This window comes from Streptomyces sp. AcH 505 (assembly GCF_000818175.1).
Classification (GTDB): domain Bacteria; phylum Actinomycetota; class Actinomycetes; order Streptomycetales; family Streptomycetaceae; genus Streptomyces.
This window is the reverse complement of record NZ_JTIY01000001.1, coordinates 4,004,103-4,028,275: the sequence shown is the minus strand read 5'-3', so window position 1 is coordinate 4,028,275 and position 24,173 is coordinate 4,004,103. Positions and strand designations below refer to the sequence as shown.

Annotated in this window: 23 protein-coding genes and 1 pseudogene; 10 read left to right on the top strand and 14 right to left on the bottom strand. The window is 72.2% G+C overall.

Annotation, left to right across the window (positions count from 1 at the left end):
* Positions 1 to 355, top strand: a pseudogene (locus HY68_RS42070) (hypothetical protein); the annotation flags it as partial.
* A 91-nt stretch (positions 356 to 446) separates the two neighbouring features.
* Here HY68_RS42070 and HY68_RS18420 read toward each other — a convergent pair.
* Entirely contained in the window at positions 447 to 1,259 is an 813-nt protein-coding gene (locus HY68_RS18420) for a maleylpyruvate isomerase family mycothiol-dependent enzyme (protein ID WP_041990276.1), read from the bottom strand.
* A gap of 74 nt (positions 1,260 to 1,333) precedes the next feature.
* On the opposite strand from HY68_RS18420, the gene HY68_RS18415 reads away from it, so the two are divergent.
* Positions 1,334 to 1,627 carry a hypothetical protein gene (locus HY68_RS18415; protein ID WP_041990274.1) on the top strand — a complete coding sequence of 98 codons (294 nt, stop codon included), beginning with the start codon at positions 1,334 to 1,336 and terminating at the stop codon, positions 1,625 to 1,627.
* Positions 1,628 to 1,650: 23 nt separating this feature from the next.
* Here HY68_RS18415 and HY68_RS18410 read toward each other — a convergent pair whose 3' ends face one another.
* The 3 genes from HY68_RS18410 to HY68_RS18400 form a co-directional block, all read right to left on the bottom strand.
* Positions 1,651 to 2,757: a prenyltransferase gene (locus tag HY68_RS18410; RefSeq protein WP_041990271.1), complete on the bottom strand. Its 1,107-nt coding sequence runs from the start codon at positions 2,755 to 2,757 to the stop codon at positions 1,651 to 1,653.
* Complete coding sequence (locus HY68_RS18405; protein ID WP_041990268.1) at positions 2,754 to 3,488, bottom strand: class I SAM-dependent methyltransferase; 735 nt, start codon at positions 3,486 to 3,488, stop codon at positions 2,754 to 2,756. The genes HY68_RS18410 and HY68_RS18405 overlap by 4 nt, the downstream gene beginning before the upstream one ends.
* Positions 3,489 to 3,630: 142 nt before the next feature.
* Entirely contained in the window at positions 3,631 to 4,890 is a 1,260-nt protein-coding gene (locus HY68_RS18400) for a glycosyltransferase family 4 protein (RefSeq protein ID WP_241778775.1), read from the bottom strand.
* Between the two features lie 220 nt (positions 4,891 to 5,110).
* Here HY68_RS18400 and HY68_RS18395 point away from each other — a divergent pair, with 220 nt between their 5' ends.
* Positions 5,111 to 6,013, top strand: a complete 903-nt coding sequence (locus HY68_RS18395; protein WP_041990263.1) for an LLM class F420-dependent oxidoreductase — start codon at positions 5,111 to 5,113, stop codon at positions 6,011 to 6,013.
* A gap of 45 nt (positions 6,014 to 6,058) precedes the next feature.
* Here HY68_RS18395 and HY68_RS18390 read toward each other — a convergent pair whose 3' ends face one another.
* The gene (locus HY68_RS18390; RefSeq protein ID WP_041990260.1) at positions 6,059 to 6,649 is read right to left on the bottom strand and encodes a DUF6461 domain-containing protein; all 591 of its coding nucleotides are present in this window, start codon (positions 6,647 to 6,649) and stop codon (positions 6,059 to 6,061) included.
* Between the two features lie 358 nt (positions 6,650 to 7,007).
* On the opposite strand from HY68_RS18390, the gene HY68_RS18385 reads away from it, so the two are divergent.
* Positions 7,008 to 8,348 (top strand): prenyltransferase/squalene oxidase repeat-containing protein, encoded by a 1,341-nt coding sequence (locus HY68_RS18385; RefSeq protein ID WP_041990257.1) that lies wholly within the window; start codon positions 7,008 to 7,010, stop codon positions 8,346 to 8,348.
* Positions 8,349 to 8,374: 26 nt separating this feature from the next.
* Here HY68_RS18385 and HY68_RS18380 read toward each other — a convergent pair whose 3' ends face one another.
* On the bottom strand, positions 8,375 to 10,462 hold the full coding sequence (locus HY68_RS18380; protein ID WP_241778774.1) for a bifunctional glycosyltransferase 87/phosphatase PAP2 family protein: 2,088 nt from the start codon (positions 10,460 to 10,462) through the stop codon (positions 8,375 to 8,377).
* A gap of 198 nt (positions 10,463 to 10,660) precedes the next feature.
* On the opposite strand from HY68_RS18380, the gene HY68_RS18375 reads away from it, so the two are divergent.
* On the top strand, positions 10,661 to 11,344 hold the full coding sequence (locus HY68_RS18375) for an O-methyltransferase (RefSeq protein WP_041990254.1): 684 nt from the start codon (positions 10,661 to 10,663) through the stop codon (positions 11,342 to 11,344).
* Positions 11,345 to 11,470: 126 nt separating this feature from the next.
* Here the strand turns inward: HY68_RS18375 and HY68_RS39635 are convergent, their stop codons facing one another.
* The 3 genes from HY68_RS39635 to HY68_RS18360 all read right to left on the bottom strand — a co-directional run bounded on the left by HY68_RS39635 (position 11,471) and on the right by HY68_RS18360 (position 15,448).
* Complete coding sequence (locus HY68_RS39635; protein WP_052457128.1) at positions 11,471 to 12,463, bottom strand: hypothetical protein; 993 nt, start codon at positions 12,461 to 12,463, stop codon at positions 11,471 to 11,473.
* The gene (locus HY68_RS18365) at positions 12,463 to 13,086 is read right to left on the bottom strand and encodes a hypothetical protein (RefSeq protein WP_041990251.1); all 624 of its coding nucleotides are present in this window, start codon (positions 13,084 to 13,086) and stop codon (positions 12,463 to 12,465) included. The genes HY68_RS39635 and HY68_RS18365 overlap by 1 nt, the downstream gene beginning before the upstream one ends.
* Before the next feature lie 295 nt (positions 13,087 to 13,381).
* A complete protein-coding gene (locus tag HY68_RS18360; protein WP_041990248.1) occupies positions 13,382 to 15,448 on the bottom strand; it encodes an MFS transporter in 2,067 nt (688 codons plus the stop codon).
* A 187-nt stretch (positions 15,449 to 15,635) separates the two neighbouring features.
* Here HY68_RS18360 and HY68_RS18355 point away from each other — a divergent pair, with 187 nt between their 5' ends.
* Positions 15,636 to 16,601 carry a peptidoglycan-binding protein gene (locus HY68_RS18355; RefSeq protein ID WP_241778610.1) on the top strand — a complete coding sequence of 322 codons (966 nt, stop codon included), beginning with the start codon at positions 15,636 to 15,638 and terminating at the stop codon, positions 16,599 to 16,601.
* Positions 16,602 to 16,644: 43 nt separating this feature from the next.
* Here the strand turns inward: HY68_RS18355 and HY68_RS18350 are convergent, their stop codons facing one another.
* Positions 16,645 to 17,628: a zinc-binding dehydrogenase gene (locus HY68_RS18350; protein WP_041990245.1), complete on the bottom strand. Its 984-nt coding sequence runs from the start codon at positions 17,626 to 17,628 to the stop codon at positions 16,645 to 16,647.
* A gap of 101 nt (positions 17,629 to 17,729) precedes the next feature.
* Between HY68_RS18350 and HY68_RS18345 the strand changes: the two genes are divergently transcribed.
* Positions 17,730 to 18,398, top strand: a complete 669-nt coding sequence (locus HY68_RS18345) for a TetR family transcriptional regulator (RefSeq protein WP_107070102.1) — start codon at positions 17,730 to 17,732, stop codon at positions 18,396 to 18,398.
* A gap of 102 nt (positions 18,399 to 18,500) precedes the next feature.
* Here HY68_RS18345 and HY68_RS18340 read toward each other — a convergent pair whose 3' ends face one another.
* Positions 18,501 to 19,064 carry a class I SAM-dependent methyltransferase gene (locus HY68_RS18340; RefSeq protein ID WP_157874366.1) on the bottom strand — a complete coding sequence of 188 codons (564 nt, stop codon included), beginning with the start codon at positions 19,062 to 19,064 and terminating at the stop codon, positions 18,501 to 18,503.
* Between the two features lie 239 nt (positions 19,065 to 19,303).
* On the opposite strand from HY68_RS18340, the gene HY68_RS18335 reads away from it, so the two are divergent.
* Positions 19,304 to 19,921, top strand: a complete 618-nt coding sequence (locus HY68_RS18335) for an HAD-IA family hydrolase (protein ID WP_041996489.1) — start codon at positions 19,304 to 19,306, stop codon at positions 19,919 to 19,921.
* Here HY68_RS18335 and HY68_RS18330 read toward each other — a convergent pair.
* A complete protein-coding gene (locus HY68_RS18330) occupies positions 19,911 to 20,486 on the bottom strand; it encodes a helix-turn-helix domain-containing protein (RefSeq protein WP_041990240.1) in 576 nt (191 codons plus the stop codon). The two genes, HY68_RS18335 and HY68_RS18330, sit on opposite strands and share 11 nt — an antisense overlap.
* 47 nt (positions 20,487 to 20,533) lie before the next feature.
* Here HY68_RS18330 and HY68_RS18325 point away from each other — a divergent pair, with 47 nt between their 5' ends.
* Positions 20,534 to 21,451 (top strand): class I SAM-dependent methyltransferase, encoded by a 918-nt coding sequence (locus HY68_RS18325; RefSeq protein ID WP_041990237.1) that lies wholly within the window; start codon positions 20,534 to 20,536, stop codon positions 21,449 to 21,451.
* 130 nt (positions 21,452 to 21,581) lie between these two features.
* Here HY68_RS18325 and HY68_RS18320 read toward each other — a convergent pair whose 3' ends face one another.
* Both HY68_RS18320 and HY68_RS18315 read right to left on the bottom strand, forming a co-directional pair.
* The gene (locus HY68_RS18320) at positions 21,582 to 22,511 is read right to left on the bottom strand and encodes an RNA polymerase sigma-70 factor (RefSeq protein WP_241778609.1); all 930 of its coding nucleotides are present in this window, start codon (positions 22,509 to 22,511) and stop codon (positions 21,582 to 21,584) included.
* Positions 22,512 to 22,764: 253 nt separating this feature from the next.
* Entirely contained in the window at positions 22,765 to 23,697 is a 933-nt protein-coding gene (locus HY68_RS18315) for an NADP-dependent oxidoreductase (protein WP_041990232.1), read from the bottom strand.
* Between the two features lie 103 nt (positions 23,698 to 23,800).
* Between HY68_RS18315 and HY68_RS18310 the strand changes: the two genes are divergently transcribed.
* Positions 23,801 to 24,173, top strand: a 373-nt coding sequence (locus HY68_RS18310; protein WP_041990231.1) for a TetR/AcrR family transcriptional regulator, incomplete at its 3' end; no start/stop codon positions are given.

Sequence of the window (24,173 nt, the reverse complement as noted above, 5' to 3'; positions counted from 1 at the left end):
GTTCGGCGGCGGCGCTCCCGGGCAGCCGCAGTCGGGGCAGCCCCAGTCCAGTCAGCCTCAGTCCGGTCAGCCGCCGTTCGGCGGGCAGCCGCAGCAGGGGAGCCCGCAGGCCGCTCCGCAGAGCGGCCCGGCGCGGGGCGGTGCCGCACCGTCCGGTGACTTCGCACCGTTCTGGTTCGCCGTGCCGGTCGCCCGTCCGCTGTACGGGGAGGACGGCTCACCGTCCCCGATCGCCGAACTCGCCCCGGGCACCTGGTACTTGGCGGTCGAGCAGCGCGGGTCCGGTCTGGTGGCCCAGACGCAGGACGGCCGTCGTGGCGTGCTGCAGGACACCACGGGCATTCAGCGCGGCTGATCAGCGCGACACGTACGGCAGTGGCCCCCGCCAGGACGGCGGGGGCCACTGCCGTATCCGCTGCCTGACCGGTCCTCCGGTCGCCAACTGATCAGCCGAAGCTCGCCCGCTCCAGCCAGAAGTCCAGCAGCTTCGCGTCGCCCAGCAGTGTCACCCGGTCGCTGTCCGCCGGCAGCCGCCGGTAGAAGACCAGCAGCAGATCGGTGAGTCCGCCGCGCAGCGCCACCGTCGCCTTCCCGTGCCCACGGGCCCAGTTGAAGCCGTCGTCGGTGAACTCGATGAGCCACTCGGCCTCGACACCGCCGAGCACTTCCGGCGGGTCCGTGGCGTGGAGGTGGATGCTGCGTCCCGCACCGCGCAGCTCCAGCGCCTCGGCGTCACCGTCGGCGGCGGCGAACTCCACGATGCGCAGCCACTCGTCGATCGCGTCGGCTGCGACGGCCGGCTCCACGTCGTACGGTTCGCGCTCGCCCGGTACGCGTACGGCGAGCGCGGCGTCCGCCCGGTGGACCACCGTCTCGTGTGTCATCCGGCGCGCCCAGAAGTCCGCGGTGCGCTCCCAGCCCCAACTCCACACCTCGGCGCCGGAACCCGCGGCGCGCAGCTCCGCCGCGAGCAGGTCCGCGCCGCCGGCCAGCCACACGTCCAGCGCCGCCGGTTCGCCGTCGCCGGGTCCCGCGTGGTCCGGCACGGTCTCCTCGGGGATGTCGTCGCGGGCCCGGGTGCGGACGAGTTCGGCGGCCCAGCGGTGGGCGCCGCCCACGTGCCGGGCGAGTTCGCCCAGCGTCCAGTCGGGGCAGCTCGGTACGGTCGTCGTGAGGTCGGCGCCGTCGAGGAGGGCCCGCAACTGATCGGCCTGGCGTACGATTTCGTCGCAATACCGGTCGAAGTTCATCCGTTTCATGCGCCGCACTGTAAGCTTTTCACCAACCCGCCGCCAAAGAGTTTCACGCGCGCACAAACGGCAACACGGTCGGCATGTCCTCACGTACTCGCAGTGGAAGCGGCTCCGCGGCAACGATCATCGTGATCATCGCGGACATCATGGCCTTCATCCTGGGCCTGTGGATCCTCATGTACCTGCTGGACGCCAACCGCGCCAACGACCTGGTGGACTTCATCCAGGACGCGGCCCGCTGGCTGGCCGGCTGGTCCTACGACCTGTTCACCTTCGACAAGGCATGGGCCCGCGTCGTCTGCGGCTACGGTCTCGCCGCTGTCGTGTACCTCTTCATCGGTCACGGCCTGGCCAATCGCCTGCGCCGCTACTGACCGGTCCTTGACCGGTCCCGTCCTCACCGGTCCGGCCGGCAGCAGTCCGGCTCCAGTCCCCGCGGCAGTCGTTCGCCGCTGAACACGGCGGTGGTCGCCTCGTCCCCCCCGAGCGCGGCCACCGCCAACAGCAGGGAACCCGCCGTCCAGGTCGTCAACTCCTGCGGCCAGAAGGCCCGGTTGCCCTCGAAGACATAGCCCGTCCAGTACATCCCGCCGTCCGCGCGCAGATGCTGGACCGACTGCAGGATCTCCAGGGCCCGGTCGGACTCCCCCATCACCCAGAGCGCCAGGGCGAGTTCACAGCTCTCGCCACCGGTCACCCACGGGTTGGGCAGCACACAGCGCACCCCGAGCCCGGGGACCACGAACCGCTCCCAGCCCTCCGCCAGCCGGGCCGTCGCCTGCTCGCCGGTCAGGGCGCCGCCGAGGACCGGGTAGTACCAGTCCATCGAGTAGTGGTTCTTGTCGAGGAACCGCTCCGGATGGCTGCGGATCGCATGGCCGAGCGCACCGGCCGCCAACTCCCAGTCGGGCTGCGGCTCCTCACGTTCCTCCGCGATGGCGAGCGCACAGCGCAGCGCCTGGTAGACGGACGAACACCCGGTCAGCAGCGCGTCGTTGACGGGGACGCCCGCCGCTGTCCGCTTCCAGCCGATCTGGCCGCCCGGCTGCTGGAGCGCCAGGACGAATTCGACGGCCGCGTGCACGACGGGCCACATCCCGTCGAGGAACCCGTCGTCACCGGTGGCGAGATAGTGGTGCCAGACGCCGACCGCCGCGTAGGCACAGAAGTTGGTCTCGCGGTCCAGGTCGTCGGGGACGCTGGCCTCGCCGTCCCGGTAGGAGTCGCGGTACGACGCGTACCAGGACCCGTCCTCGTTCTGCGCGCGGGCCAGCCACGCGTACGCGGCGGCTGCCGCCTCGTGTTCACCCGCCGCGTCCAGCGCCATCGCGGCCTCGACATGGTCCCAGGGGTCGAGGTGGTGCCCGCGGAACCACGGCAGGGCGCCGTCGGGACGCTGGACGGCGAGGATGCCGGACACGGTCAGCGCGGCCTGCTCGGCGGTGAGCACCCCGGGCAGCACGAGATGTTCCGTACGGCCGGGTCCCGGCCCGGAGAAGGTCACTTGGCGGCCACGGCCGGCAGGTGCGGCTTCGTCGCGTAGGCCACGAAGCTCTTGCCCAGGACCGGGTTGAGGAGCTGTTCGGCCGCCCTGGTCGCGAAGGGCTTCTTCATGATGTCCCAGACCAGCAGCTTGTGGTACGCCCGGACGGGCAGCGCACGGTCGTTGTCCACGCCGAACGCGCACTTGAGCCACCAGTACGGCGCGTGCAGCGCGTGCGCGTGATGGCTGCCGTACGGCTTGAGCCCGGCCTCCCGCATCCTGCCCAGCAGTTGGTCGGCCTTGTAGATCCGGATATGGCCGCCCTCGACCTCGTGGTACGCGTCCGACAACGCCCAGCAGACCTTCTCGGGGCCGTAGCGCGGCACGGTCACCGCGATCCGGCCGCCGGGCCGCAGGACCCGGACCATCTCGGCGAGCACGGCCTTGTCGTCGGGGATGTGCTCCATCACCTCGGAGATGATGACGACGTCGAACGACTCGTCGGGGAACGGCAAGTTGAGCGCGTCGCCCTCCATGGCGGTGGCGGTGGCGCCGGCGGGCGCCTCCCCCTCCTCCTTCATCGCGGCGAACCAGTTCGCCACCTCGCGGATCTCCTCGCCGTTGCGGTCCAGCGCCACCACCTGGGCGCCGCGCCGGTAGCACTCGAAGGCGTGCCGGCCCGCGCCGCAGCCCAGGTCGAGTACGCGGTCGCCCGCAGCCAGCGGGAAGCGGGTGAAGTCCACGGTCAGCACAGGGTCCTGCTTTCGCGGTCGGGACGGTCGGTGGAACTGCGGCTCATGGCGGGAGAGTTTACGGAGGACGCGGGGTCGCGGGTACGGGCGCACGGGGCGGCGGCCGGAGCTTCGCCGTGCTGCGCCCTTCGCCGGTCGCGGGTCAGCCGGCGCCGCGCGGGAGCGCCGTGCGCCCCTGCCGGTCGATCGCGACGCGGTACAGCTCCGCCGTACCCTGCGCCGCTCCGGCCCAGGTGAACCGGGACAGCACCCGCTCACGTCCGGCTGCCCCGAGCCTGGCGCGCAGCCGCTCGTCGCCGAGCAGCCGGCCGAGCGCGGCCGCCAGCGCAGCCGGGTCTCCGGGCGGTACGGCGAGACACGTCTCGCCGTCGCGGCCCGCGACTTCGGGGATCGCGCCGCCGGTGGTGGCGACCAGCGGGGTGCCTGTGGCCATCGCCTCGGCGGCGGGCAGCGAGAAGCCCTCGTACAGGGACGGTACGCAGGCGGCCTGCGCCCCGCGTACCAGGTCGACGAGTTCGGCGTCGGAGATGCCCTTGACGAACTCGACGGCGCCGCCGAGCCCGTAGCGCTCGATGGCCTGCGCCACCGGGCCGTCCTCGGCGCGCTTGCCGACGACGACGAGATGCGCCTGCGGGTGGTCGGCGCGGAGCTTGGCCAGGGCCTCCACGAGATGGACGAGCCCCTTCAGCGGTACGTCGGCGCTGGAGGTCGTCACGATCCGGCCGGGGATCTCGGGCACGGCCGGGTCGGGCGAGAACAGCTCGGTGTCGGCGCCGATATGGACGACCTGGATACGGTCGGACCGCACCCCGAGGTGTTCGGTGATCTGCTGTTTCGAGGTGCCGGACACGGTCAGCACGGACGGCATCCGGCGCGCGACCCGCTTCTGCATCCGGGTGAAGCCGTACCAGCGCCGGACGGAGGCCCGCCGCCGCCAATTGGGCGCCGCCGCCAGGTCCAGCTGTCTGTCGACGGTGATCGGGTGGTGGATGGTGGTGACGAGGGGCGCGCCCAGTTCGCCCAGCAGCCCGTAACCGAGCGTCTGGTTGTCATGGATCACGTCGAACTCCCCCGCGCGGGCCGCCAGATGGCGCCTGGCCCGGAGCGAGAAGGTCAGCGGTTCGGGAAAGCCGCCCGTCCACATCGTGGCGACCTCCAGCGAGTCGATCCAGTCGCGGTACTCGCCGGGCTTCGGCGTCCGGAACGGATCGGGGTGCCGGTAGAGGTCGAGGCTGGGCAGTTCGGTGAGGCGTACGCCCTCGTCGAGCACGGGGTAGGGCTGGGCGCCGATCACCTCGACGCTGTGTCCGAGCCGCGCGAGTTCACGGGAGAGATGCCGGACGTAGACGCCCTGACCTCCGCAGAATGGATTCCCCTTGTAGCTGAGGAGGGCGATGCGCAACGGCCGCCCGTCCGCGCCGCCGGGTACCGCGCGGACTCCCGCGCTTTCGCTGGCCCCCGCACCGGTGTCCGCCGCTATGGCCTCAGCGGTCACTCTCGGCCCCCTGTCTCCCTGATCGTCGGCAGCCTCTGAATCTACCGGCAGGTAGCCTCGCACGAACCTCCCGAGCAGGTGATTCGCGCCACGGAATAACAAGATCCAACCCGTTGTTACGCACCTCATGAGTACTGACGCCACGACCACGGACCGCACCGCCCTCGGCCGGATCGGCATCTGGAGCAGCGCGCTGCGCACCGGTAACGGCGATCCCGCGCACGACGAAGCGGTCGGCGCCGCGGCGGCCGAGCTGGAAGCCCTCGGCTACGGCGCGCTGTGGATCGGCGGCAGTCCGGCCGTGACGCAGGCGACGCCGCTGCTGGCCGCCACGTCCACCATCCGTGTCGCGACGGGCATCCTGTCCATCTGGGACCACGAGGCGGCGGACGTCGCGGCGGACCGCGCCGTCGTGGAGCAGGCGTATCCGGGCCGCTTCGTGCTGGGCATCGGGGTCAGCCACAGCCGGCTCGCCGAGCGGTACGCCCGGCCGTACTCGGCGATGAAGGAGTACCTGACCGGGCTCGACTCCGCGCCCGCCCCCGTACCGGCGAGCGCGCGCGTGCTGGCCGCGCTCGGCCCGAAGATGCTGGAGCTGTCCCGGGACCGCGCCGGCGGCGCGCACCCGTATCTCGTCACGCCCGAACACACCGCGAAGGCCCGCGCCATCCTCGGCACGGACGCGCTGCTCGCACCGGAGTTCAAGGTCGTGCTCGACCCGGACATCAGCAGCGCCCGTGCCACCGCGCGTGAGTATCTGAGCGGCTATCTCACGATGCCCAACTACACCAACAACTTCACCAGGCTGGGCTTCGATGACGCCGACTACCGCGACGGCGGCAGCGACCGGCTGCTGGACGCGATGTTCGCCCTCGGCGACGCGGACACGGTCGCGAGCCGGGCGGCGGAATTCCTCGAAGCGGGCGCCGACCACCTCGCGATCCAGGTGGTGTCGGACGACCCGCGCACCGATCTGCCGCTGGCCGCCTGGCGCGAGCTGGCGTCGACGCTGGGCCTGGCCAAGAGCTGAGTCCGCGCGCCTGACTCCCGCCGCGCGAATCTCGGCGCACCAATCTCAGCGCTCCCGCACCAGGTAGAGCGGGAGCCGGCCCTCCACGACGTCCTCCCTGGGCAGTTGGAGACCGAAGTGCTCCCCGACGGTCAGCACACTGAGCAGGCGGCCGTGTTCGCGGTCCGCGCCCGACCGCGCGCGGCGGCCCGGCAGCACACCGGCGCGGGACAGCGCGGGCAGCAGCAGATCCCGGTCCTGTCCCCACCGGTGGGCCTCCTCGCCGATGCCGAAGGAGCAGACCCGGACCCCGTCCCGGTAGTAGTTGAACATCGACGGCGGATGCCATGGCGTCAGCAGGAAGTTCACCACCTCGGCCCCGTCGCGCGACGCCTCGGCGAGCCCGGCGCGGGTCCAGCCGACCGCGTCCCCGTACTCGACGGCATACGCCCACTCGCCGGCCGTGCCGACCCGGGCGACGCTGTCGACGCCGGGTGACGTGAGCAGATCCATCGCCTCCTCCGCCGTCGCCGACCGCGCGGGCGGGCCGCCGCGGGCGCCCAGCCGCAGCACGAGGTCGACGGGGCCGATGCCGCGCGCGAACGTCACGCAGTCGACCACGTACGGCTCCAGGAGCCATCCGATACCCCCGGCCATGTGCGCTCCCCCGGTCCGCCGCGTTGTCGTCCTGGTCCAGTCTGCGCCGCCCTTCGGCGCCCCGCACCGGGCGCGCGCGACGCGCTCACGATCCGGCACGGGACGCGCGTGCGACGGCCGGTACAGTGGGCGGGTCGTCATCATGCCCGTACGGGGAAAAGCCGGTGCAGAACCGGCCGCCGACCCGCAGCCGTGAGCCGCCCTTGCCGGTGGCGGGCCGGAGTGCCCCGTTGGCGGTCATGACCGGCTCGTGCCACCGGAATCCGCCGGTGGCCCGGCACCGTCGAGGTTCACGGGGCCGGAGCCTGGTGCCTGAGTGTGCCTGAGCCCGGCTCCCGCAGGAGAGGCACCGCCCGCCATGACCACCGTCCGCAGCAGCGCCGCAGCGCTCGCCGCATCCGCCGCGCTGTGTGTGGCCCTGGCCCCGGCAGCAGTAGCCGATGACACGACGGCCGGCACCGCCTCGCCCTCCCCCGCTGCCTCGCCTTCCCCCCTCGCCGCGTCGCCCTCCCCCGCGGCCGGCGCGCCCGCCCGGCTCCCCGCAGGGCTGTACGGCACGAAGGACCCCACCCACGACGGTGTGTGGCGCCAGTCGCTGGCGATGCTCGGGCAGTACGCGGCCGGGCTGCGGCCCGCCAACTCCGCCATCCTCTGGCTCAAGAGCCAGCAGTGCGCGGACGGCTCGTTCCCGGCGTACCGCCCCGACCCGGCGGTGCCCTGCGACCTGAACACCGCGACGGACGTCAACTCCACCTCCGCCGCCCTCCAGGCGCTCGCCAGCGTCGGCGGGCAGCGGGAGTTCATGCAGAAGGCGGTGGGCTGGCTGCGCCTGGCGCAGAACAAGGACGGCGGCTGGGGCCGGACCAACGGCGCCCCCACCGACGCCAACTCCACGGCGCTCGTGATCGGTTCACTGACCACGGCGGGCGCGCACCCCGGCTCCATGCGGTCGCTGGACGGCAAGAACGGCTACGACGCGCTGATCACTCTCGCCATCCCGTGCGACGCGGCGACCGGTGCCGGCGCCTTCGCCCACCAGCCCGGCCCCTCGGGCACGCTCGTCGCCGACAACGACGCCACGGCCGCCGCGGTGCTGGGGGGCATCGGCAAGCGGATGGTCGCCGCGCCCGTATCGCCGGGCCCCGCCCCGACCTGCCACAAGTCGGCGCATCCGACACCGGAGTTCACGGCACGCAACGGCGCCGCCTACCTCGCGCGGATACTCGCCGAGGACGGGCACCTCGACCAGTCGGCCCTGCCGGGCGCCCCCGCAGGACCGTCCCGGCCCGACCCGGGCAACACGGCCGACGCGATCGTGGCGCTGGGCGCCGCGGGGTACGGGGACAAGGCGACGGGCGCGCTGGACTGGCTGAAGAAGAACTCCGCGTCCTGGGCGGCGGCGAACGGTCCCGCGGCCTGGGCCCAGCTCATCTTCGCCGCCCACACCGCGGGCGTCGACCCGCACCACTTCGGCGGTGTCGACCTGGTGGAGCGGCTCAACGCGACGGGCCCCGCCCCGATCCCGGTACCCGCCCTCTCCCCCTCGTCGACCATCCCCGCCAGTGCACAGGCCGCCGCCGTGAGGGAAGCCAGCGTCGGCAAGGCGCAGGCGGCGCTGTGGGTCATCGCCGTCGGCCTGGTCGTGTGCGTCGGGGCGGCCGTCTACGTCAGCCGCCGCCGCAGGTCCGTACGGTCCTGAGCCCCGCCCGCGGGGCCGCCTTCCCGCTACCCCGCGGGCCCGCCGGCCGGGACGGAAGCGCCCGCCGGCCCCGCGTCGTCCTTGTCGCCGTTGCCGCCCTTGCTGCCGTTGCTCCCCTGCGGGAACGGGTCGCGGTCGGCGTCGGCCGGCTCCTTCGGGGCCGGTGTGACCAGCTTGCGCGGGCCCGCCAGCAGATACGTCAGGCCGAAGCCCGCACCGACCACGGCGGCGCCGCCGACCGCGTCCAGCACCCAGTGGTTGGCGGTCGCGACGATCGCGCAGACCGTGAACAGCGGGTGGAGCAGCGCCAGTAGCTTCATCCACAGCTTCGGCGCCAGCACGACGATGACCAGACCGCACCACAGCGACCAGCCGAAGTGCAGCGACGGCATGGCCGCGTACTGGTTCGTGAGCGCCGTCATCGCGCCGTAGCTCGGATTGGCGAGGTCCTGCGGGCCGTGCACGGTGTCGATGAAGCTGAGGCCCGGCATCAGCCGGGGCGGGGCGAGCGGGTAGAACCAGAAGCCGATCAGCGCGAGGATCGTGGCGAAGCCGAGCGAGGAGCGGGCCCAGCGGTAGTCGGCGGGGCGGCGGACGTACAGCACGGCGAGGACCGTCAGCGGCAGGATGAAGTGGAACGTCTCGTAGTAGAAGTCGAAGAACTTCTCCGCCCAGCCCAGATGGACGACCGTGCGGTTGACCCACTCCTCGATGTCGATGCCGAGCGCCCGCTCGATCGAGATCACCTGACGGCCGTGCGCCTCGGCCTCGGTCCTGCCGCCCGTGGCGGCGAGCCGGATGTGGGAGTAGACGGAGTAGCCGACGCGGATGACGAGCAGTTCGAGCACGAGGTTGGGGCGGCTCAGCAGCCGCCGCCAGACGGGCGCGGCCAGCGGCACCCGGCTCCAGCGTGACGGTACGGGCTGCGCGTAGTCCGTCGGCACGGGTCTGTCGAAGTACTGCGAAGCCCTCGGCAGGAACGGCACGGCGACGGCGGCGGCGAGCGCGGCGAACAGCGGCACGTTCTCCCGCAGCGGGTAGAGCATCGCCATGTTGGGCAGCAGCATCGTGCCCGGCAGGGTCATCACCAGCACCACGACCGCGGGCCACACCAGCCGGTCCTTGGCACGCTTGCCGACCCTGCCGACCACCGCCAGCAGTATCCACAGCAGCTGGTGCTGCCAGGCCGTCGGGGAGACCGCCACGCTGACACAGCCGGTCACGGCGACGGCGAGCAGCAGCTGGCCGTCCTGCGCGTAGCGCACGGCGCGCCGCAGACCGAAGTAGACGACGGCGGCGGCGAGGACCACGAACACCGCGATCTCCAGCGGCCCCGAAAGACCGATCCGCAAGAGCGCGCCGTGCAGGGACTGGTTGGCGAGGCTGTCGGGGCTGTCACCGAGGCCGGCGCCCGCGATGTGGTGCACCCAGTACGTCCACGAGTCCTTCGGCAGCGCCGCCCAGGCGAGGGCCGTGCACACGGCGAAGGTGCCGACCGTGGTCGCCGCCGCCTTCCTGCGGCCGGTGAACCACAGCAGCGGCGCGAACAGCACCACGCCCGGCTGGAGCGCGGCGCCCAGACCGATCAGCACGCCGGCCGCCTGCCGGGCCCGCGGCCCGCGCACCACGAAGCAGCCGACGAGCACCAGCAGGACCGGCAGGATGCTGGTCTGCCCCAGGTGGAAGCTGTTGCGCACCGGCAGGGACACCATCAGCAGACTGATCGCGACCGGGGCGGCGAGGATGCGGGTACGGCGCGAGACGGGACCCGGCAGCGCGCGCGCCGCGACGACGCCGAGGGCGACGACGAGCAGCAGCGTGGCGAAGGTCCAGACGATGCCGAGGCTCTCCTCGGCCGACCGCGTCAACGGTTTGAGTACCAGCCCCGCGAACGGCGTACCGGTGAATTTCCCCGTCGAGTAGAGCGAACCGGCGACGTGGAGCACTCCGTTGTCGCCGGTCCAGGTCTCCAGGTCGGTGAGCCGGCGCCCCGGGGGCTGCCTGAGCACCGCTGTCGCCTGTCTTACCGCGAGCACCGCCGCGACCAGCCACAGGACCGCGCGGGCCGTACCGAAACCGGTGCCCACGCCTCCTGGTGCCGCTCCGCCGCGCACGCTGTGATCTGCATTCGCCACGCCGCGCCGACCCTCCGTCCGAAACCGCCGTACCTGGGGCCATGAGCCTCGCACTGCCCCATTCAGGAGACTCAGGCAACCCCCTCTTCGCCTGACTGTCATCCTTGTTTTGCTTGTTTGCTTGTTTTGTCTCAATGCCGATGATCCAGATGCCGATGATCCAGGGAAGAGGCTTTCATGTCCCAACGACAAGAGCACGAGCTGTGGGACGCGGTCGACCGCTACTTCACCGATCAGCTCGTCCCCGCCGACGATGCTCTGTCGGCGGCACTGACCGCCAGTGACGCGGCCGGTCTGCCTGACATCAATGTGGCACCCAACCAGGGGAAACTGCTGCATCTGCTGGTGGGTATCCAGGGGGCACGGAGCATTCTCGAAATCGGCACGCTCGGCGGTTACAGCACCATCTGGCTGGCCCGCGCGCTGCCTGCCGACGGCAGGCTGATCTCGCTGGAGTACGACGCGGCCCACGCGGACGTGGCCCGGGCGAACTTGGCGCGAGCGGGGCTCGACAAGATCGCCGAGGTCAGGACGGGCCAGGCGCTGGAATCGCTGCCCGTCCTCGTCGAGGAGGGTGCGGGACCCTTCGACTTCGTCTTCATCGACGCCGACAAGCCCAACAACCCGGGCTATCTGGAGTGGGCGCTGAAGCTGACGCGGCCCGGCAGTGTCATCGTCTGCGACAACGTCGTACGCGGCGGCGCCGTGGCCGACCCGGCGGGCGACGGCGACCCGAAGGTGATCGGCACCCGGCGCATGATCGAGCTGATGTCCGAGGAGCCCCGGCTGTCGGCGACGGCGATCCAGACCGTCGGCAGCAAGGGGTACGACGGGTTCGCCCTGGCGCGGGTGCTGTCCTGAACCCGCGGGTGCTGTCCTGAGCCCGCGGGTGCCGTCCTGAGCCGTCGGGACGCGCCGGCGGCGGCGGACCGTCTCCGGTCTGCCGCCGCCGTGCTGTGCTGCCGCCGTCGTGCCGCGCGGCCGCTGTCAGATCTTCAGCAGGCGCTCCGTCACCTCGCGGTAGTTCCGCAGGGCCAGCCGCAGGTCTTCGGTGTCCGAGCCGTCCGCCGAGGCGTCCGTACCGGTCTTGCCGTCCTTGCCCGCCTTGCCGTCCCAGCCGGCCCGCATCGAACGGCGCCGCTCGTCGAGCACGCGCGTGATGTGCTCGGTGGCCTCCTCCAGCACACCGGCCGCTTCCTCGACCGAGCGCCGGGGGCCGTCCACGAAGCCGCCGAGGGCTTCCTGGAGACGGTGGGCCAGCTTGTCGCTCTCCTCCTGCGGGAGGAGCCGGGTGTCGGCCGTGGAGTCGGCCGTCGCGCCGGTCGTCGCGCCGGCCTTGTGGTCGACGGTGGAGTGGTGGTCGACGGTGGACTTGTGCTCGACAGGAGCCTTGTGGTCGACAGCGGTCCGCTCGGAGGCGGTGCGGTCGGCGCCGGTCGTGTCGGTGCCGGTGGCGGTGCGGTCGGTGCCGCTCTTGTCCGCGGTGAGCTTGTCGGACCGCGCCGAGTCCGCCCGCGCCTCGACCGACCTGGCCTTGTCCGCGCCGGTCCTGTCGGTACCGACGGTCCTGTCGGTACCGGTCGTGCCTATGTCGGTACGTGTCTTGTCGTCGCCCAGCGCGGTGCGGTCCGGGTTGGCCGTCTCGCGGGTCGCTGACCCGGTCCTCGTCGCGCCCGTGTCCGTACCGGTCTCCGCGCCGGTCACGGCGCCCGTCTCGGAACGCGAGTCCGTCCGGCCGACCTGCTTCTGCGGCCAGGCGGTGTCGCCCGCCGCCCGCTCGTCGGCCTGGGCGTCTTTCTCGCCCTCGGTCCGTACGGCACGCTCCCGGTCGCTGAACAGCCCCGGCTTCTCGGGCTTCTCGTGCGCGTCCTGGGCCTCCCGCGTGGCGGACGGCCGGACCTCGGGCGTCGTACCCGCCGGGTCCTTCGTCACGCCCTCGTCGTTCGAGCCCTGCTGGTCACGCGCTTCGTCGTTCTTCATCACACGTCACTTCCCTTCGGCCGCAGTGAGACGTTCTGTTCGCGACCCGCACCACGGGTGCGGCCCTTGCCGCCACCGTCCGGACGAGCGAGGATCAGCTGCTCGAAGAGTTCACGCGCGCCGACCATGGCCTCGCGCAGCTCTTCCGTGTTCGTACCGCGGCCCTCGTCCGATGCCGCGTGGTGCACCCTGCGGTAACCGTCCACCTGGTGCGCGTGGTGGACCGACAGGGCGTCGAGCTGTTCGTCGTACCGGCCGGCCTCGGGGTAACCACGTTCGGCGGCCAGCTGCGCGACCAACTGGTCGGCGTCGGCGACCGCCTGCTTCGGTGAGTCCACGAACTGCTCCTGCAGTCCGGCCCACCGGGAGACGTACTGTTCCCTGGCCTCGTCGGACAGGGGCTTGGTGCGCAGGTCGCCGTGGCGCTTGACGCGCTCGCCCAGCTCGCGCTTGGCTGCCTTCGCGTCACCGTCGTGCCGGGCGAGCACCCGGTCGTACTCAGGCCCGAACCGTCGCTTCAGCCCGGTCCGCTCGCCTCCCCTGCCGGGTCCCGCGTAGAGCACGGCAGCGACAATGATCACGAACACCACGATCAGACCGATGACGATCAGGACTGTGGACATGGTTACCTTCCTGGTTCTTGGCTCGTCCGGTACTGCTCGTAACGGGTCGTTCTCCCCGGCGGGTTGCCCGTATTCGCCGGGTCAAACGGCTGCGGAGCAGGCGAGCGGGATGACCATGACGCGGCGGTACCGCCCACGGACGGGTGTCCATGAGCGGTACCGGCCGGTAGCGACGCGCCCGGGTCAGGGGCGCGGCTCTCCGGCTTCGCGCGGCCCGTGCCCGTCAGCCGGACCCGCGCGGCCCCGGGCCCGTCACGGCCCGCACGGTCCCCGTACCCGTCAGGTCCCTTGCCCGTCAGGCTCCGTGCCGGTCCGGGGCCGTGTGGTCCCGGTGCGTCTCCGGGGTGTGCGGGTGTTCGCCGTCAGAGCCGCCCAGTTCGGCGCACAACTCCTCGACCAGCCGCACCAGGTCGGTCGGCCGCTCCGGGCCCCACCAGTCGCCGAGCAGTTCGGCCAGCGACTCCTCGCGCGCCGTGGCCAGCACCTGCGCGGCCTCGACGCCCGCGTCGGTGAGCATCAGCTCGATGCCGACCCTGCGGGCGAGCCCGCGCCCCTCCACCTGCCGGGCCGCCTCGACGATGACCCCGAGCGGTACGGGTACGGTCTCGGCCAGCTCGGACGGTTCGACCAGGCCGTGGCGTCTGATGCGCAGCAGCAGCCAACTGGCCGCGGGCAGCAGGTCGAACCCTGCCTTCGCCGTGATCGTCTCGTAGATCTCCCTGCGGCCCTCCCGGGTGCCGAGCACGGACAGCGCGCGTGCGCACTCGTCGTACGACGAACGCTCGACGGGAGGGACCGCCAGTGTCTCGGACGCTTCCGGGGCCGTGACCGAGCCGCGCAGCTTGTCCTCCTTGAGGAACCACGCGACGACGAAGGCGAGCAGCACGACCGGCACCGCGTAGAGGAAGACGTCGGTGATGGACGAGGAGAACGCGTGCAGCACCCCGGGCCGCACCGAGTCCGGCAGCTGCCCTGCGGCGCGCGGATCGGCCGCGAGCCGCCCCGCGCTGACGCCGGCCGGCAGTTGCTTCCCTGCGAGCGCGTCGGAGAGTTTGTCGTCGAGTCTGCTGGTGAAGATCGTGCCGAAGATCGCCACACCGAAGGAGGCGCCGATGGAGCGGAAGAAGGTCGCGCCCGATGTGGCGACGCCGAGGTCCTGGTAGCCGACGGCGTTCTGCACGACCAGGACGAGCACCTGCATGACGAGACCGAGCCCCGCGCCGAAGACGAAGAAGTAGACGCTCATCTCCCAGACGCCGCTGGTCTCCGTCAGCTGGTGGAGCAGGAAGAGGCCGACGGCGGTGACGCCGGTGCCGGCGATGGGGAAGACCTTCCAGCGCCCGGTCCGGCTGATGATCTGCCCCGAGGTGGTCGAGGCGATCAGCAGCCCCGCCACCATCGGCAGCATGTGCACACCGGACAGGGTGGGACTGACGCCCTGCACGATCTGCAGGAACGTCGGCAGGTAGGTCATCGCGCCGAACATCGCGAAACCGACGATGAAGCTGATCAGCGCGACGAGCGTGAACGTCCGTACCCGGAACAGCCGCAGCGGCAGTACGGGTTCGGCGGCGCCCCGCTCGACCCGTACGAACACCGCCAGCAGGACCAGGCCGATGACGGCGAGCCCGATGATCTGCGCCGAGCCCCAGGCCCAGGTGGTACCGCCGAGCGAGGCGACCAGCACCAGACAGGTGGCGACGGTGGCGATCAGGAGGGTGCCGAGGTAGTCGATGGTGTGTTTCGTCGAGCGCACGGGGATGTGCAGCACGGCCGAGATGACGAGCAGCGCGACGACACCGATCGGCAGATTGATGTAGAAGACCCAGCGCCAGCTCAGATGCTGGGTGAACAGCCCGCCGAGCAGCGGTCCAAGGACGCTCGTCGCGCCGAAGACCGCCCCGAAGAGACCCTGGTACTTGCCGCGCTCACGCGGCGGGACGATGTCGCCGACGATCGCCATCGACAGCACGATGAGCCCGCCGCCGCCGAGCCCCTGGAGCGCGCGGAACCCGATGAGCTGCGGCATGTTCTGGGCGATGCCGCAGAGCGCCGAGCCGATGAGGAAGATGACGATGGCGGTCTGGAAGAGCTTCTTGCGGCCGTACTGGTCGCCGAGCTTGCCCCACAGCGGGGTGGCGGCCGTCGACGCCAGCAGGTACGCGGTGACGACCCAGGAGAGATGGTCCAGGCCGCCGAGGTCGCTGACGATGGTCGGCAGGGCCGTGGACACGATGGTCTGGTCGAGTGCGGCGAGCAGCAGACCGAGCAGCAGCGCGCCGATCGCGACGACGACGGTCCGTTGCTTCTGCCCCTCGCCCGGCACGGGTTCCACGGCCGGGGCGTCGACTTCCTGAGCCATGGAGTTCTCCTCGCGACTGCTCCTCGTGACCTCTCGTCCGCGACCCCCATCCTGGCCGCAATGTCCGGTTATGGCCTGCCGAATGTGGGCCGAAGCGCTCCGATGCGCCACGAAGGGGTCGGGCGGGCGTACGCCGGGCGCGGGGGGCCTGCATAATCACTGGCAGTTCAAGGGGAGGGGATCCACGTTGAACGGACAGATATGCGTGCGCTGCGGTACGCCGTGGGCGACGGGCGCAGGACCGGCCTGCGGCTGCGCCGCGCGCGCCGTACAGGCGGTGCAGGCGGAGCGCTCGGTGGAACGGACGATGGAGATCGCCCGCGCCGAGGATTTCGACCCGCTGCGGATACGGCCGTACGTGGAACTCGACTCCCGTGACGCCCCGCCGGGCGCCTTCCGTACGGCGGGCCCGCTGCCCCCGCTGGCCCCCGAGACGGCGGGCGCAGCGCGCCGCCCGGTCGTCCCGCCGCCTTCGGCCCCCTTCCCCGACGAGCGGCGCCCGCAGCGCCGGCCGCTGAAGGCGGTCGCGATCGGCCTCACGGCGGTGGCGGTGCTGGGCACGGCCGCGTTCGCGGGTGGCCTGTTCTCGGGCGGGGACGACCCCGACGAGGCGCTGGCGGACAGTACGCGTACGGGCGTGCCGGACGGCCTCGACACCCAGCCGGCGGCGGCCACGCCCTCGGCGTCCCCGTCCCCTTCCGTCTCGCCGACGACTCCCCCCTCGGCTGCGGCGACCACCCCGCGCGCGGTCCCGAAGACCCCGCGCGCCACCCCCAAGGCCCCGGCGCCGCCGTCCCGCGAGGCGAAGACCCCGGCGGCCCGGGCGCAGAGCGGGGCGGGGCTGCGCGAGGGTGACAGCGGGCCCGAGGTCGTGGCGTTGCAGCAGCGACTGAAGTCGCTCTGGCTCTACCAGGGCCAGGCCGACGGCCAGTACGACCAGGGCGTGGCGAGTTCCGTGCGGATCTACCAGATGTACCGCCACATCGACGGTGATCCGCAGGGCGTCTACGGGCCGTACACGCAGCGTGCGCTGGAGGCGGAACAGCCGCCGACGGCGGGGGGCGCGGGGGTTGGTTCAGGCGCGGGGGCGGGTTCGGGTTCGGATTCGGGCGGCCACAACGGCTTCCCCGGCCGTGGCGGCCACCGGCGCTGACCGTTCTACGCGGTTACGGACTCACCGGTTACGGACTTACGGGCTACGGGGTGAGGACGATACGGCCGTTGGCCGTGTGGCTCTCCAGCCGTTCGTGCGCGGTCGCCGCTTCCGCCAGGGGAAGGATCTCGACCTCGGTGTCGACCAGTCCGTCGGCGACCGCCTTCAGCGCGACCTCGGCCGCCGGCCGGATCGATTCGGGGTGGGCCGGCAGATAGGCGCCGGCGTTGAACCCGGCGACGGTGACGTTGCGGAGCCAGATCTGGTTGCCGTCGATACCCGCCGCCCCCCAGTCGCCGCCCGCGTTGCCGACCAGCAGGAGCCGGCCGGACGGCGCGAGCAGGTCCAGGCTCTGCGTACGGACGCTGCCGCCCACCGGGTCGACGACGACGTCGAACTTCTCGCCGTCGAGGACGTCGGGCAGTCGGGCGGAGTCGACGACGGCGTCGTACGGCAGCTTGGTGGCGGCCGCCGCCGCCAGCCGCCCGGCGCGGACCGTACCGACCACCCGTGAAGCGCCGAGCTGTCGCGCGACACCGGGGAAGGTGGCGGCGAACGCGCCCAGCGCGCCGTGGACGAGGACGCTCTCGCCCGCCGACAGGTGGATGGCGCGGGTGAGCGCGACGTGCGCCATGATCGCGTTGGGCACGACGGCGGCGGCGAGGGCCGGATCGATGTCGTGGCGCTCCGTCGACACGACCCGCGCCTCGTCGCTGACGTACACCGACGCGTACCCGCCCGACGCGTTGCCGGGCAGCGCCACCACCTTCTCGCCGACGGCGAACCCGGTGACCCCCTCGCCGAGCGCGCGCACGGTACCGGCGACTTCGAGCCCCGGCACGTACGGCGGCTGCGGCACGCCTTCGGCGTCCTTGAACAGCCCCTGCCGGATGTAGACGTCGATGAGCCCGACGGCGGCGTGCGTGACGTTGATCGCGATCCGGCCGGGCCCCGGCTCCGGATCCGGCAGCTCGGTGAGTGCGAGCACGTCCGGCCCACCGAACCGGCTGACCTGTACGGCCTTCATGGTGATCCCCCTTCGTCAATAACGCACCTCGTGATGCGCTAACTAGACCCTAACATCGCGCAGCGGCATAACGCATCTCGGGGTGCGTTATGATTCCGGACATGCGCCAGAGAGCCCGGTCGACCGAGGACAAGACACGCCGCTCGGAAGACCTCCTGGAAGCGGCGGAGGCGCTCGCCCTCGAACTGGGCGGCGTCCGGTACGTCACGCTGGCGCCGGTCACCGAACGCGCCGGACTGCACCGCACCGGGGTGCGCCGCTACTACGCCAGCAAGGAGGAGCTGTTCCTCGAACTGGCCGAGCGGGGCTGGGGCCAGTGGCGCGACGCGATCAAGACCGAGGCCGCGGGCCGCTCCGGACTGGGCCCCGAGCAGACGGCGGCGTTGGTCGGCGAGACGCTGGTCGCGCTCCCGGTCTTCTGCGACCTGCTGACGCATGTCCCGCTGAACCTCGAAGGCGACGTCGACATCGAGCGGGCCCGCCGCTACAAGACCAACGCCTTCGCCGCCCACGACGAGATCGCGACCGCCCTCGCCCGCGCGAGCACCATGACCGTCGAACAGATCGGCAGCCTGCTGGCGGTGGCGATCACCCTGGCCGCCGGCTTCTGGCAGGTCTCCCACCCGACGCCCACCCTGGCGGAGCTGTACAGACAGGTCCCCCGCTGGGGCCACGCGGCCCTCGACTTCGCCCCCCGCCTCAACCGCTCACTGACGGCGTGCGCGATCGGCCTCACGGAAACGACACCCGCCCCGGACGCGACACCCTGAGGGCTGGCGCGACCCGCCCGGATGTTTGTATAGTGCAGGAACAAAGTGGTTCCGCCCGCACTCCCTGACCGGCGGGCGGGGCCACTCTTGTTCTTCCCGCACTCAGGTACGCGCGCGGATGATGTACGTGGCCATCGGCGGGCCCGCGTAAGCGCCGTCGTCCAGGACCGTATCGACCGTGACCCCCGAAAACCCCGCCGAGACAAGCAACTTCTCCCAGACCGACCGGTCGAGGACCCAACGCGACAAGATCGCATCGTCGCCGTCCGCCGTCCGGACGGGAATGTCGACGGGGCGTACGGCGGAGGCAGGAGGACTGCCGTCCCGGTGGTGGGCGAGGGTCGCGACAAGCAGCATTCCCCCAGGGCGCAGCCCGGCCGCGACGGCTTGCAGGAGATTCCGGGGGTCACTGAAGTCAAGGGCGCCGAAGGCGGAGTAGACGACGTCGTACCGGCCCGGCCGCGCACCGAGATGGGCGGCGGCGTCCGCGTGCACGAGCTCCAGCTCCCGCACGCCACCGTACAGAGCACGCGCCCGTTCGGTCCGGGACGCGGAGTTGTCCACGGCGACGACCCGCGCAGGCCCGAGCGTCCGCGCCACGCGAGCGGCCTGCCGCCCCGTCCCCGCCCCGAGGTCGGCCACCGTCCGCCCGGCGATGTCACCCAAGATCTCCCCACCGGGCCCGGTGCGCTGATACCAGTCCCAGCAAAGCCGCTCGACACCCCCACCCCCACGGTCCCCGGCCACGCGCCACCCGCCAGGGGGGCGCCGACGCGGCGGGATTGGCCAGACCTGGGCGCGCTTTGTATCGTGGGTGAACAAATCGCTCGTTCCACCCACGACGAAGGACGGCAGTCTTGCCCAGCCCGACGACACTCGGCCCCTTCAAGGCCCTCCTGCTGGACATGGACGGGACCCTGGTCAATTCCGACGCCGTTGTGGAGCGCTGCTGGCGGCGCTGGGCCGTTGGGCACGGGCTGGATCCCGTAGAGGTACTGAAGGTCGTGCACGGGCGGCAGGGGCACGCGACGATGGCCGTGCTGCTGCCCGAGCGGCCGATGGAGCAGAACTACGCCGACAACCGGCTCCTGTTGGCCGAGGAGACCGCCGACACGGACGGGATCGTGCCCGTGCACGGCGCGCCCGCGTTCCTGGCCGCCGTTGCGGCGCTTCCGCACGCTCTGGTCACCTCGGCGGACGTCGCTCTGGCCGAGGCGCGCATGGGGGCTGCCGGGCTGCCGATGCCGCAGGTGCGCGTCACGTCGGAGGACGTCTCGGCCAGCAAGCCCGATCCGGAGGGCTTCCTGAAGGGCGCCGCCGAACTGGGCTTCGCCGCTTCGGAGTGCCTGGCCCTTGAGGACTCGGACGCCGGTGTGACCGCCGCCCGCGCGGCCGGCGCCAAGGTGCTGGGTATCGGCCCGCGCGCCGCCACGCTCGGCACGGACGCCCATGTGCAGGACCTCACCCAGGTGACCGTCGCGCCCACCGGGACCGGGGAGTTCGTCCTTCACGTCATCGCCTGACAGCGGCCGACCCACGGGTGTGCCGGGCGTCGTGGTCGAAGATGCCCAGCGCCTCCGCCGGGCGGCCGCCGTGCGCGCCGAAGGCGTGCGGGACCATCGTGGAGAACTCCGCCGCCTCGCCCGTCTTGACCAGGATCCTGCGGTCTCCGAGCACCAGCACGAGCGTCCCCGACAGGACCGTGAACCAGTCGGTGCCGGGGTGAACCTTCAGCGCCGAAGCGTCTGTCGGGGCCGGTTTGGTGAACCGGATCTTGGCCACGCTCACCCCGGCCTCCCCCTTCAGCATCCAGGTGGTGCGCCCGCGCGCGGCGTCGTGGTGCGGCCTGATGACGACGTTCTCGTCGGCCGAGTCGACCAGTTGGTCCAGCGTGGTGCCCAAGGCCCGCGCGATCACCGTCAGTTGGTCCAGGCTGATACGCCGGTGGCCCGTCTCGATGCGGCTCAGCGTCGAGGGGCTCAGATAGCAGCGGGCGGCCAGATCGTCGAGCGACCAGCCCATGGCCACCCGCAGCCCCCTGATGCGCTTGCGCACCAGAACGTCGAGATCCCCATCTTCTTGCGTCATACGCAAGACCTTATGCCACTGCCGCAAGAGCCTTGTACGTTCAAGGCATGACATCCCTCTCACCCGAGCACGACGGTCACCACGGTCACCACGGTCACCACGGTCACCAGCACCACGACAACGCCGGCGGCTTCGACGAGCCGGACATGGCCGAGCTGCTGGACCTCGACGCGGAAGTCCTGCACGCGCATCTCACCGATGTGACCGCCTGGCTGGCCACGTCCGCCGAGTCCGCCGGGGACATCCCCGTACGCCGCCTGCTCGACCTGGGCAGCGGCACGGGTACCGGCACCCTCGCCCTGCTCCAGCGGTTCCCGGACGCCGAGGCGGTCGCCGTGGACGCCTCGGCCCCCCTGCTGCACCGGCTGCGGGACAAGGCCCAGGCGCAGGGCGTGGCAGAGCGGGTACGTACCGTCCAGGCGGACCTGGACGAGGCCTGGCCGGACTTCGGCGACGTAGATCTGGTCTGGACATCGGCGGCCCTGCATCACATGGCCGACCCCGACAGCGCCCTGCGCGAGGTGTTCGCCGCGCTGCGGCCCGGCGGTCTGCTGGCCGTCGTCGAGATGGAGGGCTTCCCGCGCTTCCTGCCCGACGATCTCGGCATCGGCGAGCCGGGTCTTGAGGCCCGGCTGCACGAGCTGACCTCCCACGAGCACGCCGAACGGGTCCCCCATCTCGGCGCCGACTGGGGACCGCGCCTCACTGCCGCCGGCTTCACCGTCGAGTCCGAGCGGCGGTTCGCCGTGGACCTGCTGCCGCCGCTCCCGGCCGCCACCGGCCGCTACGCGCAGGCGATGCTACGACGGCTCCGCGACGCTCTCGCCGACCGGCTGGGCGCGGACGACCGGTCCGTACTGGACACCCTCCTCGACAGCGACGGTCCGGACAGCGTCACGCGCCGCGGCGACCTGACCGTACGCACCGAGCGGCCCGCGTGGCTGGTCCGGCGCCCCACCGTCTGACCCACGACCGGCGACCGGCCCGGGGCGACGACTCTCCCGGGCCCCAGACCCAGACCCCGGGCCCAAATCCCGGGCCCGGACCTCAGGCCCCGGACCACGGGTCAAGGGCCGCCCGTCCCCGGCCGCCGCCTCAATCCGTCGGGCGGCGCGCCTCGTTCACCTCACGCAGCACCGCCCAGGCGTCCGCCACCGGTCCCACATGCCCGAGCTTGTCGGGGTTCATCACGGAGCGGATCGTCTGGATCTGCCCGTCCAGCACCTCGAACGTCATCGTGTTGATCACCTTGTCGTCCCGGTCGCGGAGGATCACGCCCGGGTGGCCGTTCAGTTCGTGCCGCTCCATCTCCACCCCGATCTGGAAGAGCCAGGGGAAGGTGGCCCCGAGCACCCGGGCCACCTTCTCGGCGCCGAAGACGCCGGCGCTCCACTGCGGGACCTTGCCGCCGCCGTCCCCGACCAGATGGACGTCGGCGGCGAGCAGCTCCCGCAGGCTCTCGACGTCACCTTCGCGCAGCGCGTCGAAAAAGCGCGCCGCCAGCTCCGCGCGCTCGGTGCGGTCCGCCTCGAACCGGGGGCGCCCCGCGTCCATGTGGCGCCGCGCCCGTACCGCGAGCTGGCGGCACGCCGACTCCGAACGCCCCACCGCCGAGGCGATCTCGGGGAAGCCGAACCCGAACACCTCCCGCAGCACGAAGACCGCCCGCTCCAGCGGGCTGAGCCGCTCCAGCAGCAACAGGGCCGCCATCGAGACCGAGTCGGACAGCTCCGCCGCCCGCTCGGGATCCTCGTACGGGTCGGCGAGCAGCGGTTCGGGGAACCACTCCCCGACGTACTCCTCCCGCCGTACGCGCGCGGAGCGCAGCACGTCGATCGAGATCCGGGTCACCACGGCCGAGAGGAAGGCCCTGGTCGACCGGGGCGGCGTCGGGGACGCCTCGTACCGCAGCCACGTCTCCTGCACGGCGTCCTCGGCCTCGCTGACACTGCCGAGCACCCGGTAGGCGATGGAGAACAGCAGCGGCCGCAGCTCCTCGAACTCCTCGGCCCGCGCCCGGCTCACACCGCCACCTCCCGGAAGCCGTGCCGCCGCGCGTGCCGCCCGCATCCAACAGGGCGGCCCACGGCCGTCCCCGGCTCCACGTTTGTTCCCTGCTCCACAGCCGCCCCCCGCTCCGCGTTCGTTCCCGTCACCCCGCTGCCCCCAGCCCCAGCCGCATGGCCCGCACCTTTCTCGTGTCTCCAGAACCTGGGACGAGACAGCCCCGCCCGCTGTGACATCCGTCGACACGACGTCCGCGCCCCCGCCGTAACGCCTACCCGGCGAGGTCGAGAACGATCTTCCCCCGCCTGGGCCCCCGGGCCGCCGCAGCGTGCGCGTCGGCCGCCCGTGTCGCCGGGAAGACCTCCCGTACGGGCACGCGAAAGCGTCCCCGCGACGAGAGGGCGGCGGCCAGGGCGAGGCCGTGCTGTCCGTCCGGCTCTCCGGCGTACCGGCCGCGCGAGAGCCGTACCCCGCGCTCCGGTCCCGTGAAGTCGGCGAGCGTGACCACGGCCGCCGCTTCGCCGGTGAGGTCGATCAGTTCCTCCAGCGAGCCGGCGCCCGCGACGTCCAGCGCCAGGTCGACGTCCGAGCCGCCGAGCGCGCGGATCCGCGCCGCCAGGCCGGGACCGTACGCGACGGGCGTCGCGCCGAGGTCCGCGAGGAAGCCGTGGCTCTCGGCCCTGGCCGTACCGATCACCCGGGCGCCACGTGCCGTCGCGAGCTGTACGGCGATGCTCCCGACGCCGCCCGCCGCCCCGTCGATGACGACGGTCGCCCCCTCGGCCACGCCGAGCAGGTCGAGGGCGCGGGTCGCCGTCTCGGTCCCCGTACCCGCCGCACCCGCCTCCGGCCAGGACATCGAGTCCGGCTTCGCGGCCCAGAACGCGAGGACGGCGTACTGGGCGCTCGCGCCGCCCAGCCGTGCGATGTCGACCGCGCCGAACACCTCGTCCCCGACGTCGAACCCGTCGACTCCGGGCCCGACTTCGTCGATCACACCCGCCGCGTCCACCCCCGGGATGTGCGGCAGGCGGAGATGGTCACGCGAGGGCGACGAACCGTCCCGCAGCGCGAGATCGACGGGTGACACCCCGGCGGCCTTCGCCACGATCCGGACCTGACCAGGACCCGCGTGCGGCTCCACCGCGCTGCCGATTCCGAGGACGTCCGGCGGCCCGAATCGATCGAATTGCACTGCCCACATGACTGCCTTTCCTGCCCGGTGGTCCCGGGCGCCGCCTTACGGTAGCCATGGATACGGAACAGCTGTTCCGGATTACGGCGAAGTGAGAGGCGCGCGGACGACAATGACTCGGAATCCCCGGACGGACGCGGAGAACAACCGCCGGCACCTCGTCTCGGTCGCCCGCGCGGCCTTCGCCGACGAGGGACTTGAGCTGCCGATGCGGGAGATCGCGCGACGGGCGGGGCTTGGCGTCGCGACCCTCTACCGGCACTTCCCCACGCGCACGGATCTGGTCACCGCCGCGCTCGCCGAGCATGTGGCCGGATGCCGGGCCGACATGAGGGCCGCGCTCGCCGAGCCCGACGCCTGGCGGGCGCTGAGCGGAACGATCAACCGCTTCGCGCGGCGCCAGGTGCGGGACCGGGGGCTGAACGAGGCGCTGTTCGGCTCGCACGAGGCGGCTGCCGCGTTCGCCGACGACCGCCGCGCGCACG